Source organism: Pedobacter sp. WC2501 (assembly GCF_052682415.1).
The window spans coordinates 2,252,701-2,268,878 of the sequence record NZ_JBQZFI010000001.1; the positions used below are offsets into that span (position 1 = coordinate 2,252,701).

The following is a 16,178-nucleotide window of genomic DNA, read 5'->3' on the forward strand; positions in this document are numbered from 1 at the left end:
ACTTAAAATGAAAATAACGAAAATATTAATTGGGCTAATCAGCCTGGTCATAGGCGCGAAGGCATCTGTGGCACAAACAGACCAACAGCGTATATTTAGCCCTGATAAGAAACTGGAGCTGGTGTGTAGTCCGAAAAAATTAAGCTATACAGTTTCCTACAATGGTGAGCAGGTACTCGCTGATTCAAAGCTGGGCCTTATCCGGGAAGATGACGATTTTTCAAAAGAGCTTACTTTAATCAAAATTTCAAAACCAGCGATAGTGAGCCAGGACTATACAATGGTGAATGCAAAGAAAAGTTCGATTTCCTACAAAGCAAGCCAGGCAGTTTTAGAATTTAAAACCTCTAAAGGCAGCCGTATGAACATCATTTTTAATGTTTCTAACGATGGGGTAGCATTCAGGTACGAGTTTCCGGAACAAAATAAAGATTTAAAAAGAATAACAAAAGAGTCGACCAGTTTCCGTTTTTTAGATGGAACAAGAGCCTGGATGCAACCTAAAGCCGATGCACAAACCGGGTTTGAACACACTAATCCATCTTATGAGGCCCATTATAATATGGATATCCCTGTAGGAACTCCTTCTGGAAGTTCAAATGGCTGGGTGTATCCGGCTTTATTTAAATCAGGTCAGGTTTGGATGGTCCTCACCGAAGCAGATCTGGGACGGGGCTACTGCGGAACCTCGCTTGCCCAAAAATCGGTTAATAATGAGTATTTGGTTAACTTCCCTCAGCCAGCCGAAGGTATTCCTGGTGCTGCTATACTGCCTGAATCGGCTTTGCCATGGAAAACGCCCTGGAGAATTATCGCCATTGGCGATTTAAAGACGATTTCTGAATCAACCCTGGGAACCGATCTTGCCCAGCCAGCTCTAGCAATGGATAAAGCGTTTATTCAGCCTGGAAAGGCCGCATGGAGTTGGGTGCTGGAAAAAGATGCCGCAACGATCTATCCCGTGCAGAAAAAATACGTTGATTATGCAGCCAGCATGAACTGGCAATACAGTTTAATCGATGCTAACTGGGATGAAACGATTGGGTATGACTCTATTGCTGTGCTTGCCAAGTATGCAAAAGAAAAACATGTTGGCCTGCTCCTTTGGTACAATTCTGCCGGAAAGTGGAATACCGTAAAATTTACGCCCAGAGATAAACTGTTAACTCATCAAAGCAGGGTTCAGGAATTTGCCCGTTTAAAAGAAATGGGGATAAAAGGCGTGAAAATAGATTTTTTTGCCGGAGATGGACTGTCGATGATCAATTATTATCGGGATATTTTGGAAGACGCCGCAAGTTACCAATTACTGGTTAATTTTCACGGTGCCACGCTGCCAAGGGGATTGCAAAGAACCTATCCAAATCTGATGACCACTGAGGCTGTATTTGGATACGAAATGATTTCTTTTGGACAGGATGCAGCAAATAAGGCACCTTCACATTCCGTGATGAGCGCAATGGTGCGAAATGTATTCGATCCAATGGATTTTACGCCAATGGTATTGTATAAAATTCCTGGAGTAAAACGGGTGACTACGTCCGCTTTTGAACTGGCTACTTCCGTTGTTTTCCTTTCCGGAATCCAGCATTTTGCAGAAACACCTTCCGGTATGTCTCATGTTCCGGATTTTGTTAAAACCTTCCTCATGGAATTGCCAAACCACTGGGATGATACCCGGTTTATTGACGGTTACCCGGGACAATTTTATATCGTAGCCAGAAGAAGCGGCAAGAAATGGTATGTTTCTGGTATTAATGGCGAAAATAAACAAAGAGACTTATCGCTTAATTTAGCTTTCCTGGCGAATAAAAAAGCGAAGTTGATTTTTTCAGAAGGATCTGCTGAGGTTAATTTAAAATCTAAGGAAATAACAGTAGGTTCTGATGGGAAATTGGGTTTAAGCTTAAAAGGGAATGATGGTTTTGTGCTGGTTTTTGAAGATTAATTTAACCCTAAAGGATGTGATGAGATATGGGGAAGTGTTTTGACAGACTCCAATAGAAAAATCGTCATTGCGAGGCACGAAGCAATCTTAAAGCGCACGCTAGTAGCGATCGCATTAAGATTGCTTCGTTTCTTATAATAAAGTTCCTGTAAACTACTGATTATCAGTGTTTTTTTTTGAGGTGTCATCCATATTTTTTTCAGGAATGAGTCCTGATGGTTACTCGAAAAGACGATGCAGTGGAGAAAGGATTAACCACCAAGACACAAAGAGCATCAAAATATTAGGCGCAATGCCTTATATGCTCTTACATTTCTTATATGGTGAAAAACTAAAATAAAAGTAAGGCCCTGAAACAAGTTCAGGGTGACGAACCGAAAGAATAATCGTCCTGGCGAGAAGGCTTTTTCAGCCGACGAAGCAATCTTTATTGTAAGGATTGCCAGCCTAAAAGATTGCTTCGTCATTCCTCCTAGCATCCGATAGCTAGCTATCGGATGACGATTTTTCTATCCGAATTTGTAATTGCGACCGCGGTGGAGAACCCGAAGGCTCCGCGAAGCAAAATCTTTTAAATTTGATTCAAACTTGGTACAAAGATCTCTCCATTTCGCTGCGCTACAGTCGAGATGACGATCATCTATTGGAATCGGTTGGCATAACACAATCTTTTTTATTGATAATCCCGGCTTTTAGTTAATTCTTTAAGCGATTGAAGATCATGTACAGGGCGCTCAATGTCAAATGGAATCTCCCTTTTACTAAACTGCTGGAAATACAGCAGACAGGCATCTTTCCATATTTGCGCATCTCTCGACTGGGTTCTAAGTTTCGACTGTACTTCCTGAAACCGTTCCTTGTCTATTGCACCGTCCATTCTATCCCAGTCTTTTTGAAAAGACCTCACTTTATTAACACCCCGGTCATAACGAATACAGAGCTCAGTCCATAAATCATTTCCACTTTTAAGACGGTAAGACCATGGCACATGGTGAAACCAAAGCAGATAAATTTCAGGACAGCTGGAGAGGTTATTAAAGGTTGAACTCAATGGCTCATGGTATTGGTCAACCGCATCACTTCCGTTACGGGTTCTGTCAAAACCAATTCCCTGCTCGTCCGCTTTATGGTAATATACTGAAGTCCAGTCCGCACGGATTTTATCATTAGAAAACCATGGCGCTGGTCCGTAATGGTGACCTTCCGCAAAAATATGGTGTAAACCCAGTGGCATCATATAATCAACGGCTGCATCCCTGCTCTCCATCATCATCCCCTGAACAGTTTTAACAAATTTAGCGTCGGTTTTTTTTTCTTTTGAATCCAGAAAGGTCTGTTTAATCCATTCTGCAGCAATTACTTTGCTTTCAAGTTTATTGTTCCATGCCAGCCTCCCAAATGCGTACCAGTTGGCTTGCGCAAAGGTGTGTCCGGTCCAGTTTACATCATTACCAATGTTAGCCACTCCAGCAATGGCGGTAAAATCAGTTTTGCTTAGTGAGCCATCGGTGCAGGCGGCAACAGTGCTGCCCTTCCCATATTGATAGGTATCACTATTTAAACACTCTTCCCATAAGGTAGAAAGGAAAACAAGTTGCTTTGAGCCACCCAGGTACTCTTGGGTAATTTGAAATTCAGGCATAACGGGCGTTTTTGTCATTCCGCCAAATAAGGGACTGAAAGGTTCTCTCGGCTGGAAATCGAGTGGGCCATTTTTTACCTGTAAAATTACATTTTTCCTGAACGCTCCATCCAGCGGTAAAAATTCTTTATAAGCTTGTTTGGTTCTGTCCTCGGGAGATGGATTGTAAACAAAGGCACGCCACATCACAATCCCTCCGAAGGGTTCCAGTGCATCAGCCATCATATTGGCACCATCAACATGGGTTCTGCCATAATCCTGTGGGCCCGGTTGTCCTTCGCTGTTTGCTTTAACCAGAAATCCTCCGAAATCTGGTATAAGTGCATAAATTTCTTTCACTTTATCCTTCCACCATTGCTGAACCTGAGGATCCAACGGATCGGCTTTTTTCAATCCTCCAATAAGCACAGGAGAAGAAAAATTGACTGATAGATAAGTTTTTATCCCGTAAGGGCGTAAACGCTCAGCAATCGCATGTACTTTCTCTAAATAAGGTTTAGAGAGGATTTTGGCGGATGCATTGACATTATTTAAAACCGAACCATTGATGCCGATAGACGCATTTGCCCTTGCATAGGCTGTCCATTTCGCTTTATCCTGCTCCGTAATACCCAGTCCGTTTTCTTTTTCTCCCCAGAATATTGAATGACCAGCATAACCTCTTTCGATGCTGCCATCAAGGTTATCCCAATGGTTCAGGATTCTTCTGGAATAGGAGGGGTTTGAAACCAACCTTCGGGCAGGGCTGCCAAGATATTGACTTCTTAGCAACTCGTAAGCACCGTACAATAAACCCAGTTCTGTTCTGGCGCTTATCGCGGATTCTTCCAGCTGAAATCCATCACCTTTAATTGCCGGATTGTCGCTAATCCTGAGTTTTAGAACCATGTCCGGTTTTCCGTGCCAGCCTCTTTTGAGCTCAGCAATGGCGACGTCTACCACAGGCGAGTGACCAGGGCCGGAAACGGTCACTTTAATATTGGAATTGCCTCTCAGCCACAAGGCCTGGCCATCCTCTGCTTTCAATAGCATTGCTTGTGTTAACATCAGCAATGCAACAATAATTATCCTTTTAATATATGCCATTTTTCTTTTTATCTAATGCTTTAAAGTATTTGATCCAATATTTCGGGTTGTTCCCTCCGAACCTTCATGTTATTCATACAAACCCCGGTTCGATTATTAATATTCCTTTAAAGGTCTATTACAGACATTCCGTTCATTGCCGTTACCCTGACCTGTAGCGCAGCGGAAAGCTACGCAGTAAATTTATTTCATGGTCTATTTAGCATTAAAGATGCTGAAATAAATTCAGCATGACGATCGAGCTAGTTTCACAGGCTTAAAATGCATGGATGTTTATCGTTGCTGAAAACTCCACCAGTCCATATCTAAAGATGCAGATGGGTTTGGGCTGGTTACCAAAAGATAAACATCAACTTTGCCCTTTACCTCCCCGGTTTTCACCGATAAAGTTTGTAAGCCACTTTCGTCTTTTTCCGAAGATGCCATTTTTGCGATTTGCTTTCCTGTTATACTTCCTATATGCACTTCCAGACTTGAGCCTGAAGAAAGTCCGCTCAATCTGGCACTAAAGGATTTAGGCCCTTTTTTTCCGAAGTCGACACCCTGAATTTTAATCCAGGCATTATTCTTTAATCCGGTAACCAGCATCCCGCCAACGTCATTTTTTTTAGTCGCAACCCCGTTTTGATCCTGCAACATTTCAGCCTGGTTGCGTTCATAAGGATTTACCGCGCCAATTTGTGTTACACCGTTTTCGGTATAAATCACCTGGGCGATTGTACCGTCAGCATTATAATTCAATTCTTCTATGGCCAGGTTTCGTTTATAAACCGGAGGAATACCTTTTTTAATAGCGACAACTCTGTTGTGATAGGCATGGTACCACTTTCCTTTAAATTCAAATATGCCATGGTGATTGTTATTGTTGTTATTGGGTGGCTGTGCGCCTATAACACCTTTATAAGTGAATCCGGTGGTTGGACTTTTACTCATCATATAATCAATCCTCATTTGTGCCTTGGGATTCGAGGAATAGGAAAAATAATAATTCCCATTTCGTTTATGCATCCATGAAGCTTCAAAAAAGGAAGGTACATGAAAAGAAGTTGCCTGACCGTTTACGCTAATCATATCTTTATTTAGCTTTATTACCCGCATATTATCTTCACCATTGCCTCCAAAATACAGATATGCTTGTCCATCATCATCTAAAAAGGCCATTGGATCAAATAACCACATATTTTTTGCAGGCTGTACGCCAGGGGTTTCATTGTCAATTAACTTTTTGCCCAATGCATCTTTGAATGGACCAGTTGGAGAGGAAGCTGTAGCTACTCCAATCCCAGATCCGCCATTACCAAAATAAAGATAAATTTTACCATTTCTGGCGATAACTGAGGGAGCCCAGGTTCTATTGGCCCAGGTTACGTCTCTTGGCGCCTCAAACACTACACCGTGATCCGTCCAGTTTTTCATGTCACTGCTTGAAATACAAACAATTGATTTCATTTTATAGCCGCTATCCTTATCATCCGAATTGTCATCATCGTTAGATGCATATAAATAAACTCTTCCGTTATAGACCAGTGTAGCGGGATCTGCCAGGTACCGGTGGCTGGCAATATGATCATCGGCAAAGGAATTTTTTGCCAACGTGAATAACAAACAAAACAGGAGCGCGAGTTTAAAGTATTTTTGGTTTAGTTCTTTCATTAAAGTTGTTTCTAAGGTGTTGTCGATTATTTTATTGCAGTACTTAAGTTTAGTTTACCCGGATAACTTTTTTCATAATATTTCCGCTTTTTGGAGATAACTCATCGGGCTGACTGCCGCCAACAGCTAATGTAATACTGCCTTTGTAAAATTGTCTTGAGCCATCCTGACCGATATAAGACAGGTCATTTGCTTTTAAGCTGAATTTTACCAGTTTACTTTCTCCGGGTTCAAGGCTAACGCGTTTAAATCCTTTTAAAGCTTTTGCTGCTGATTTGATGGATTTTTGATTATTGAGTTGGTATAACTGAACCACCTCATCACTCCTAAACTTTCCTTTATTGCTCACCATAACCGACACCTCTGTGCCTTTGCCCGCTTTTAATGCCGCAGGAGTAACAAATTTTTCATATAAAAAAGAAGAATAGCTAAGCCCATAACCGAATCCATAAAGCGGTTTGCCTTTAAAATACCGGTATGTCCTGTTTTTCATGCTATAATCGCTAAAATCCCCAAGGTCCTTATCGCTCGCATAAAAAGTTACTGGCAATCTTCCCGAAGGGCTGTAGTCTCCAAAAAGAATATCAGCCACTGCTTCGCCAGTAGCCTGTCCGCCATACCATGCATTCAGAATAGCGGGAATGTTTTCAGCTTCCCATGGTATCGCAATGGCGCTACCGGTCATCATTACAAAAACAACTGGTTTTCCACTTTCTTTCAGGGATTTCATTAATGCAGTCTGAGCTGCAGGCAACATAATTGATGTTCTGTCCCCACCGCTGAATCCCGGATAATCGACCCGCATTTCCTCGCCTTCCAGCTGCGGAGAAATCCCGCCAACAAATACGAAGGCATCAGCATCTGCGTGGGTTTTCACAAGCGCTTTGAAATCAGTTCTCACGTAGGTGCCTGCCCTTAAACGGACGTTTGCACTTCCCTCGCCCTGCCAGTATTCTATAACCAGATTATAAACTGAATCTTTTGATGTTTCTAATTTATAAGTTTTAGCGCCCCAACGGTTTCTTGACCATGCGTCAATTACATTTTTACCGTTAATGATAAAACGGTACCCATCATCAGCATTCAATTCGAAGGTGATGGAGCCAGTGGTTGTGGGCTTGAATGTGGTGCTGTATCTGGCAGAAAAATTATTAGCGGTTAATTTATCGGCAATTTTTTCACCTTCCTGCCAGTTGTTTTCAAGTTTAGGCTCTGTTCTGGTTAATACGGGATTCCCTTCCAGTGAAATGTTGCTAAAATATTCTGACTTAAAGCCCTGAACACCGTCAATTTTGTATTCACTATTTAAATCCAGATAACTTAACAGTGTATCATTGGTGAAAGAGACAGCCTGCTGGTAAACAACCTCGGTCTGCTTACCAACCTTATCCCGGATGCCCTGTAAAACAGTGGTGATTTTGGAAGGAATGCCATTATAATTTCCCAGTACGGAGATTGAGTTATCTGCATTAGGGCCGAGTACAACGATTTTTTTGAGGTTCTTTTTTAAAGGCAGCGTATTTGATTCATTTCTGAGCAATACCATCGATTCTCGTGCCATTTTAAGTGCATGTGCCTTATGCTCGCTATTTTCCAGCACACTGCTCGGGGTATTGGCGTATTTAACCATCGAAGAAGGGTCGAACATACCCAGTCTGAAACGGATCATGAACAATCTTTTCACAGAAACGTCGATGTCTTTTTCTTTAATTATCCCCGTTTTCACTGCGGTGATCAAAGCCTTATAAGCTTCTGTACCGCAATCCAGGTCAGTTCCATGAAAAACGGCATCTGCAGCAGCTGATGCCGCATTTGGATGTGTTTTGTGGTTTTTGTAAAAGTCATCTATGGCCCAACAGTCGGAGGTTACATAGCCCTTAAAGTTCCATTTCCTACGCAGAATATCTGTCATTAATAGATCGTTAGCGCAACAAGGCTGTCCTTGAAAAGCGTTATAAGCGCACATTACACCCGCAACTTTGGATTGTGTAACCAGTTTTTCAAATGCCGGTAAATAGGTATCCCAGAGATCAAAATCGCTTACTGTAGTATTAAACACATGTCGAAGCGGTTCAGGACCACTATGTACCGCATAATGTTTGGCACAGGCGGCTGCCTTAAGGTATTTTGGGTCATCACCTTGCAAACCCCTTACAAAAGCATCTCCAAGGGTACCTGTCAGGTAAGGATCTTCACCGTAGGTTTCCTGGCCTCTTCCCCAGCGTGGATCGCGAAAGATATTGATGTTTGGCGTCCAGTAAGTTAAGCCTAGATAGCGCTCATTTGTTCTGCCCTGTTCTAGTGCCTTATTGTAAATGGCCCTTCCTTCTAAAGCCGAATAGTCGGCCATTTTATAAAGTGCTGAAGGATCGAAGGTTGCAGCCATGGCTATTGCCTGAGGATAAACGGTTACTTTAAAAGGTGTTCTCGCTACTCCGTGTAACGTTTCATTCCACCAATCGTACGCAGGAATCTTAAAGCGCGGAATCGCCGGTGCAGCATTAAGCATTTGCATTACCTTTTCATCCAGGCTAAGCCTTGAAACCAAATCATCTACCCTTTTTTCAAATGGAAGTTTGTAGTCCTGAAAAGGGTATTCCTGGGCTTTGACCAAACTGCATAAATTGCATAAAAGGATTACAAGAAGTAATTTTTTAAAGTAGTTGTGTTTTCTCATAATTGGGCTGCTAAAACTCATTGATTTTCTTTATCTGCTTGTTGTACAGGTTATAAGAAGATTCTAATGATTTTGATAGGTTTATTTGGTTAATGTTATTGTAAATAGACTAAAAGCCTGTTTAAAATTAAATAAAATTTATTTCGTATGTCAGTCTGAGCGTAGTCGAAGACCATTTCAACACATTAATAAGGCTCTAAAAACTTTTTGACGGGTTCCATGCTAATTTTAAAATAAGGTTTTAATGAGTACTTTTTCTGATACTGTAAGGTAAACCTATTCATTAGAATTTTATCACCTCGAAAAATGCTTTTTTAGGCATTAGATTTTTATCGAACAACAGCGGATAATTTTTAGGTCCGCGATTATCCAGCCAGCTGTACCTATCTGATAAATTCCAGAAGGTAACACCAGTAATGTTGGCTTTGTATTTGCGCAAAACTTCAAAAATCATTTTATATTGGCTGAGTTGCTTTTCTTCCATTTCCGGAGTGAATGGTTCAACTTCGCTGTTTGCATTGCCCTTGATTAACCGTCCGCCCTGGTTGCCACTATAAACTGATACATCAAGCTCGGTGATTTGAACTTTAAGTCCCAGCGACGAAAATAGTGCAATCGATTTTTCCAGTTCAGAACGGCTAGGGTTATTTATCGACCAGTGACCCTGAAGGCCAACGCCATGTATTGGAACGCCCTTAGCCAACAAACCCTTAAGCATTCTGTAAATTTTATCACGTTTTAATGGCTGTTCGGTATTGTAATCGTTATAAAACAGTTGAGCCTTTGGGTCGGCCTGGTGGGCATACCTGAACGCCATTTCTACAAAATCCTCACCTGCGATCTGATAGAGTGGAGATTTCCTGAAATAAGCAGAATCGTCCGCAATCACTTCATTTACGGCGTCCCAGGCGTAAATGTCTTTCTTATACCTGTTTACCACTGTATTGATGTGCTCCCGGATCCGTTTTAATAAAATTTCTTTCGAAACCATATTTCCGTCTTCGCCTTTAAACAACCAGTTTGGCGTTTGCTTGTGCCATACCAGGCAATGGCCACGTAACTTTAAACCATTAGTTCTGGCGAAAGCGGCTATAGAATCTGCAATTTTCCAGTTGTAGGTATTTTCCATGGGATGAATAGGACCCATTTTCATTGCATTTTCAGCTGTGATGCTGTTGAACTGGTTAAGAATCAAGTTCCGGTTATTTCCACTGAGGTCCCATGGGGCAACCGCCACACCTATGGGGAAATATTTTCGGTAGTAATCTTTCAATCCTTTAGCATTAACTTCCTGGCTTTTATATGCGCTAAAAACTACTCCGGTAGCCAAGAGTAAGACGGCAAGGTAGGGGATAATATTTGGTTTTCTCATATTTGATCAGGTAAAGCTAAAAGTTTGCAAAATCGTATGTTTTTTATGCTGACCAGGCTTCTTATCGTCAATTTTATGAAACAAATGTCATGTAATGAATTTATGACATGATTGCCCGATTGCTCATCTTATGATCAACTCTGCTTATTTGTGCCTTTTTAAACATCTGTTCTTATGTTTATAACAAATATGACTGTTGATCTATCTACTTAGGCCTAAATTTACTCGATTTTTTTCTGCATTGATCATAGAATGAAATCGAATTGCCATTTAACCAAATATAATGCGTACAACTAAATTTCACATTGCCATCTTTACTGTTGCTGTTTTTGCAGCTTTTTCCAGCTGTGGCAGTTACACCAGGGCTAAAAAAAATAACCCCGGCTTAAAGGATTATTATCAGTCTTACTTCAATATTGGGGTTGCGGTTTCGGCCCAAACCATAAAGGGAGAGCAGGGCGCTTTACTTTTAAAGGAATTTAATAGTATAACGCCCGAGAACGCCATGAAAATGCAACCCATTCATCCTCGTGAGGATGTTTATAACTGGACCGATGCTGATGCACTGGTTAATTTTGCGCTTAACAACCGGCTCAAAATAAGGGGGCATACTTTATGCTGGCATGAGCAGGTACCGGCCTGGATTTTTAAGAACAGTTCGGGAGGACGGGTTGATAAAGCCTTGTTGCTTAAACGGCTTAAAGACCATATCACAACCGTTGTGGGAAGGTACAAGGGAAAGGTATATGCCTGGGATGTGGTTAATGAAGTTATTGGGGATGAAGATGACCAATATTTGAGGCCTTCTTTATGGAAAGAAATCTGTGGAGAGGAGTTTATTGCCAAGGCATTCGAATATGCACATCAGGCTGATCCTGATGCATTGCTTTTTTATAATGACTATAACTCAGAACGACCTGCAAAAAGAGCAAAAATCTATAAAATGCTTAAAAAACTGGTTGATGCTAAGGTGCCTATTCATGGGGTAGGCTTGCAGGGACATTGGTCTGTTTTTGAGCCCAGCGACACCGAGTTAAGGGAATCTTTAAAATTATATGCTTCTCTTGGCCTGCAGATTCAGATCACAGAAATGGATATGTCTATCTATAAATGGGAGAAAAATTTAAGAGCAAAGAAACCCGGTGAATCCGACAGCCTGACCGCAGTGCTCGAAAAAAAGCAAAGTGATAGATACGCCAGGCTTTTTTCTATTTTCAGGGAATTTAAGAAGAATATCAGTAGTGTAACTTTCTGGAATCTTTCAGATCGCTCTACATGGCTCGATCAATATCCGGTACCCGGAAGGAAAAACTACCCACTGCTCTTTGATCAAAACCTGCAAAGAAAAAAAGCCTATCGGGGGGTCGTTAATTTTTAGTGAATAATCAGTTTTATATAAAAGAATGAAGAAAATGTACCATTCAAGCTGTTATGTTGCGATGAACTAAATTAGTTTTTTTATCTTACCACCACTAAACCAAATAGACCATGTATCCAAACAATTTTGACTCTTTATCGGATTTTCGCTCATTTTGCAGCCATTCAACGCCTTTGAAGTTAAAATTTTATTAATACAGCAAATACTTATTATGCTCAAAGGGTCTGCATATCAATCATTAGTTCTATTTATCTATGTGCTTTTTAGCGCTGTAAATGCTGTGGCACAACCGAAAACGCAGCAGCCTGAATTGCGTTTCACCTCGCTCACCTCTAAAAATGGCTTATCTTCTAATAATGTAACTGTAATTTTCAAAGATAAATATGGCTTGATGTGGTTTGGTACCGAAGACGGATTAAATAAATTTGACGGTACTAACTTTACAACCTATAAACACCAGGCAAACGATTCTTCGAGTATCCAGGCAAACGAGGTTAAGTCAATTCACGAAGACCGGCGGGGAAATCTTTGGATTGGTACCAGTGGAGGTTCGCTTGCACTTTTTGACAGAAGGAAAAACGCTTTCATTAACTATCCTGCTTCAAATACCCCAAAGGGATTCAGTCACAGCCTGATCAGGTATATCACCAGTGATTATTTAGGTAAAATATGGGTGGCTACCTTTACGGGACTCGATGTTTTTGATCCGGACACTAAAAAGGTTTCCAAGTTTCCAATAGCCGCCAACCAGTTTGGGAAACTTCCGCCAGTAATGATCAACATCCTGATGGAAGACAGCAAGCACAGGATGTGGGTGGGAACGGAAGACGGATTATTCCTTTTTAACCGAAAAAACTCTTCTTTTACCAGAATAGGATCTGCAGCAGATAAACCCGTGCACCTGGCTGGAACTATGGTGAAGTCTTTAGCTGAAGATGATAATGGAAATATCTGGATCGGCACCACCTCAGGCCTGAGTATGCTTAAACCGGATGGTATGGGTTTTGAGAATTATAAACATATTCCCGGGGATCCCAACTCGCTGAGCAGTAATGTTGTTCAAAGTATAGCCTTATCAAAAAATGGTCAGTTATGGCTCGGCACCGAAGATGGACTTAACGTTTTTGATCTCCGTACCAAAAAAGTAACGGTATACCGGCCAAATCCACGCAACTCTTACAGCCTGCGCGGAACCAGTGTAAAATATGTATATATAGATAAGCAAGGAATGTACTGGCTGGGCTTATACCGAGAGGGGATTAATAAGTTTGATAGTAACCTCAACCTTTTCAACCTGATCCGAAGTAATGTTTTCGATGTACATGGTTTAAATGCACCCGTGGTAACTTCATTTGCACATAAAAACAACAATAACATATATGTGGCTACTGAAGGCGGTGGATTGAGCATCTTCAACAGAAATACAGCCCTGTTCCACAAAGTAGACCTGAAGAAACTTGGTTTACAATCACCGGTACCCCTCATGTCTTTGTTTGTCAGTTCAGCTAAGAAACTTTATGTGGGTACCTTCAGCTATGGCCTGATTGTTCTGGATTCAACGTTAACCAAAGCGACCTCTATCAGGAAAACAAATAAAGATTCCGGACTTAATTCAGACGATGTGTTTTGCATCAACCAGGATAAAAGTGGGCTGATATGGGTGGGTACCAATGGTGGTGGGATCAATGTTATGGATGCTGATTACAAAGTAGTTTTGAGGTATACAAACAAAGTTCAGTCACCCATAGATCGTAAACTTCCGCTTAATAATTATATACGTTTTATTAAAGAAGACCGGTTTGCAAACGTATGGATAGGTTCTCATGGTTCAGGCGTGGCCATGATTAATGCGGATAAGACCATTATTAAACATTATGACGAGCCTAATTCAGGCCTTCATGGTGATATTGCGCAAGCTTTTCTTGAAGATTCAAAAGGGCGGATCTGGATCGGAACTGCAGGTGGTGGCTTGAATTTACTGGATCAAAAAACAGGTAAATTTATAAATTTTGCTGAGCGCGAAGGTCTGGCAAGTGATGTTGTCGACGCCATCGTGGAAGATGACAATCATAATCTTTGGTTAAGTACCAACAAAGGAATTAGCCGTTTTGATCCTAAAACCCAAAAATTTAGCAACTATGGCATATACAATGGGGTGCAGAACAATAACTTTATCAGGGGAGCAGCGCTGAAATGTAAAGACGGTGAAATATTCTTTGGTGGGGCAGAAGGGATGAATTACTTCAATCCGGCCGGATTCAGAAAAAATCAAAATGTGGGCCAGGTTCTTTTTACCGAGTTAAAGATTTCAAACAGTACCGTCGAGGCAAGCGATGAGGGACCGATAACCGAACATATTTGTGTTGCAAAAAGAATTGACCTGGATTACAAGCAAAATTTTTCACTGAGTTTTGTGAGTGTAAATTATACTGCACCAGAACAAAACCGTTACGGTTACAAACTCGAAGGTTTTAATAAAGAATGGATTGATGCGGGTAATTCTAAAACTGTTTCCTATACCAATCTTGATCCAGGGGAATATATTTTCCATGTGCGGGCGAGTAATAATGATGGTGTATGGAATACAACCGAGTCTTCAATAAAAATAATTGTTCACCCACCATGGTGGAGAACCATCTATGCTTATGCTTTTTACCTGCTCGTTATTGCCGGTACTTTGCTTTACATTCGTCACCGGGGTATCAAAAACCTGGAGAGAAAATTTGCGCTGGTTCAGGAAAAAACAAAAATTGAGCAGCAGATTTTGCAGGATAGAAAAGAGGCAGAGCGGCTGCATGAACTAGATTCGTTAAAGATTAAATTTCTCACTAACCTCAGCCATGAGTTTCGTACGCCGCTATCACTGATCCTGGGGCCGGTGGAGAAGCTCATTTCCGAAGAGGAGGGAGATGCTAAAAACGCGTCTCTTAAAATCGTAAAGCGAAACGCCCGCCGTTTGCTCAACCTGGTGAATCAAATCCTTGATTTTCGCAAAATTGAAGAAAATGAACTCAAGATAAATAATAAGAAAGGTGAACTGGTTTCGTTTATCGCTGATGTAATAGAATCTTTCAACGATTTAAGCGAACGTAAATCTATAAGCCTTTCTTTTCAAACCCAGTTTGATAGCTATCCAACTGAATTTGACCATGACAAACTGGAACGTGTTTTATTTAACCTGCTTTCCAATGCCTTTAAATTTACACCATCAGGTGGTACTATTACCGTTGATTTGAAAAAAAATCAGCGCAATGAACTGGGAGAAGCTGTTTTAATCACCGTTAGCGATACCGGAATCGGCATTAGCGAGGAAGAGCAGCAGAAAGTATTTGAAAGGTTTTTTCAGGCCGATACCGAAGTTTCCATTCTCAACCAGGGAAGTGGGATTGGGCTCTCCATCATTAAAGAATTTGTCAAAATCCAGGGAGGAACTATTGATTTACAAAGCGAAATTGGAAAGGGTACACATTTCAAAATCGCTCTGCCTTTGCCGCTGCTAGACCATATCGAAAAGCTTAATCTGGATTTTTCCAGTCCGGAAACACCATTTGAAGTTCAGGAGGAAACTTCAGATAAAGCACTGAGCGAAACAGATGCAGAAATCCATACCATCCTTCTGGTAGAAGATAATCAGGACCTCAGGGAGTATCTTCGGGATAATTTGAAGTCCAATTACCGCATTGTAGAAGCGGCTGACGGTAAGGAGGGTTGGCAAAAAACATTGGCAAACCACCCTGAACTCATCGTTAGCGATATTAGTATGCCAAATATGACAGGGATTGAACTTTGCAAAAAAATAAAAGAAGATAAAAGGACAAAACATATTCCGGTTATTTTACTAACTGCGCTCACCGGCGAACAGGAACAATTAACCGGGCTTGAAATCGGGGCTAATGACTACCTCACCAAGCCATTTAATATCGATATCCTCAATGTTAAAATTAAAAACCTCTTGGTTCTCAACCGGACCCTGAAAAATACTTATACCAAACAGATCAAAATGGAGACAGCAGAAATTTTAGTTGAATCCCACGGTGATAAGTTACTCAAGAATATTCTGAAATATATTGAAGATAATATCAATAATTCACAGCTGTCTGTTGAGGATTTAAGTAAAAATGTAGGGATGAGCCGGGGCTCGCTTTATCATAAAGTGCTGGAACTAACCGGCCTGTCTCCTGTTGAATATATACGTTCGGTTAAACTTGATAAAGCAGCTGCCTTATTAGTTAAAAGTGATTTGAACATTTCTCAGATTGCCTATCTGGTAGGCTTTGCAACACCCAATTATTTTGCCAAATCATTTAAGTTAAAATTCGGAATGCAACCTTCAGAATATTTAAATCTGCACCGTAAACAAGATAATCCTGCCTGATGGTAATCCTGGAACACATTAAGGGGAAAACTAAGTAAAAAGAACAG

Annotated in this window: 7 protein-coding genes; 3 read left to right on the top strand and 4 right to left on the bottom strand. The window is 41.0% G+C overall.

Annotation, left to right across the window (positions count from 1 at the left end; translation table 11 throughout):
* Window positions 1-7: 7 nt before the first annotated feature.
* Entirely contained in the window at window positions 8-1,948 is a 1,941-nt protein-coding gene (locus ACUN24_RS09725; RefSeq protein ID WP_445562317.1) for a glycoside hydrolase family 97 catalytic domain-containing protein, read from the top strand.
* 673 nt (window positions 1,949-2,621) lie between these two features.
* On the opposite strand, the gene ACUN24_RS09730 is transcribed toward ACUN24_RS09725, so the two are convergent.
* The 4 genes from ACUN24_RS09730 to ACUN24_RS09745 all read right to left on the bottom strand — a co-directional run bounded on the left by ACUN24_RS09730 (window position 2,622) and on the right by ACUN24_RS09745 (window position 10,378).
* Window positions 2,622-4,676 carry an alpha-glucuronidase gene (locus tag ACUN24_RS09730; RefSeq protein WP_445562318.1) on the bottom strand — a complete coding sequence of 685 codons (2,055 nt, stop codon included), beginning with the start codon at window positions 4,674-4,676 and terminating at the stop codon, window positions 2,622-2,624.
* A 273-nt stretch (window positions 4,677-4,949) separates the two neighbouring features.
* Window positions 4,950-6,329, bottom strand: coding sequence for a glycoside hydrolase family 43 protein (locus ACUN24_RS09735; protein ID WP_445562319.1), 1,380 nt, complete (start codon window positions 6,327-6,329; stop codon window positions 4,950-4,952).
* Between the two features lie 49 nt (window positions 6,330-6,378).
* The gene (locus ACUN24_RS09740; protein ID WP_445562320.1) at window positions 6,379-9,006 is read right to left on the bottom strand and encodes a glycoside hydrolase family 3 C-terminal domain-containing protein; all 2,628 of its coding nucleotides are present in this window, start codon (window positions 9,004-9,006) and stop codon (window positions 6,379-6,381) included.
* A gap of 283 nt (window positions 9,007-9,289) precedes the next feature.
* Entirely contained in the window at window positions 9,290-10,378 is a 1,089-nt protein-coding gene (locus ACUN24_RS09745; protein WP_445562321.1) for an endo-1,4-beta-xylanase, read from the bottom strand.
* A 283-nt stretch (window positions 10,379-10,661) separates the two neighbouring features.
* Between ACUN24_RS09745 and ACUN24_RS09750 the strand changes: the two genes are divergently transcribed.
* A complete protein-coding gene (locus tag ACUN24_RS09750; protein ID WP_445562322.1) occupies window positions 10,662-11,756 on the top strand; it encodes an endo-1,4-beta-xylanase in 1,095 nt (364 codons plus the stop codon).
* 211 nt (window positions 11,757-11,967) lie between these two features.
* The gene (locus ACUN24_RS09755) at window positions 11,968-16,131 is read left to right on the top strand and encodes a hybrid sensor histidine kinase/response regulator transcription factor (protein WP_445562323.1); all 4,164 of its coding nucleotides are present in this window, start codon (window positions 11,968-11,970) and stop codon (window positions 16,129-16,131) included.
* Window positions 16,132-16,178: the final 47 nt, after the last annotated feature.

Bases quoted from the DNA above. Each gene is read 5' to 3' on its own strand.
- ACUN24_RS09725 (WP_445562317.1), top strand. From the start codon at position 8: ATGAAAATAACGAAAATATTAATTGGGCTAATCAGCCTGGTCATAGGC.
- ACUN24_RS09730 (WP_445562318.1), bottom strand. From the start codon at position 4,676: ATGGCATATATTAAAAGGATAATTATTGTTGCATTGCTGATGTTAACA.
- ACUN24_RS09735 (WP_445562319.1), bottom strand. From the start codon at position 6,329: ATGAAAGAACTAAACCAAAAATACTTTAAACTCGCGCTCCTGTTTTGT.
- ACUN24_RS09740 (WP_445562320.1), bottom strand. From the start codon at position 9,006: ATGAGAAAACACAACTACTTTAAAAAATTACTTCTTGTAATCCTTTTA.
- ACUN24_RS09745 (WP_445562321.1), bottom strand. From the start codon at position 10,378: ATGAGAAAACCAAATATTATCCCCTACCTTGCCGTCTTACTCTTGGCT.
- ACUN24_RS09750 (WP_445562322.1), top strand. From the start codon at position 10,662: ATGCGTACAACTAAATTTCACATTGCCATCTTTACTGTTGCTGTTTTT.
- ACUN24_RS09755 (WP_445562323.1), top strand. From the start codon at position 11,968: ATGCTCAAAGGGTCTGCATATCAATCATTAGTTCTATTTATCTATGTG.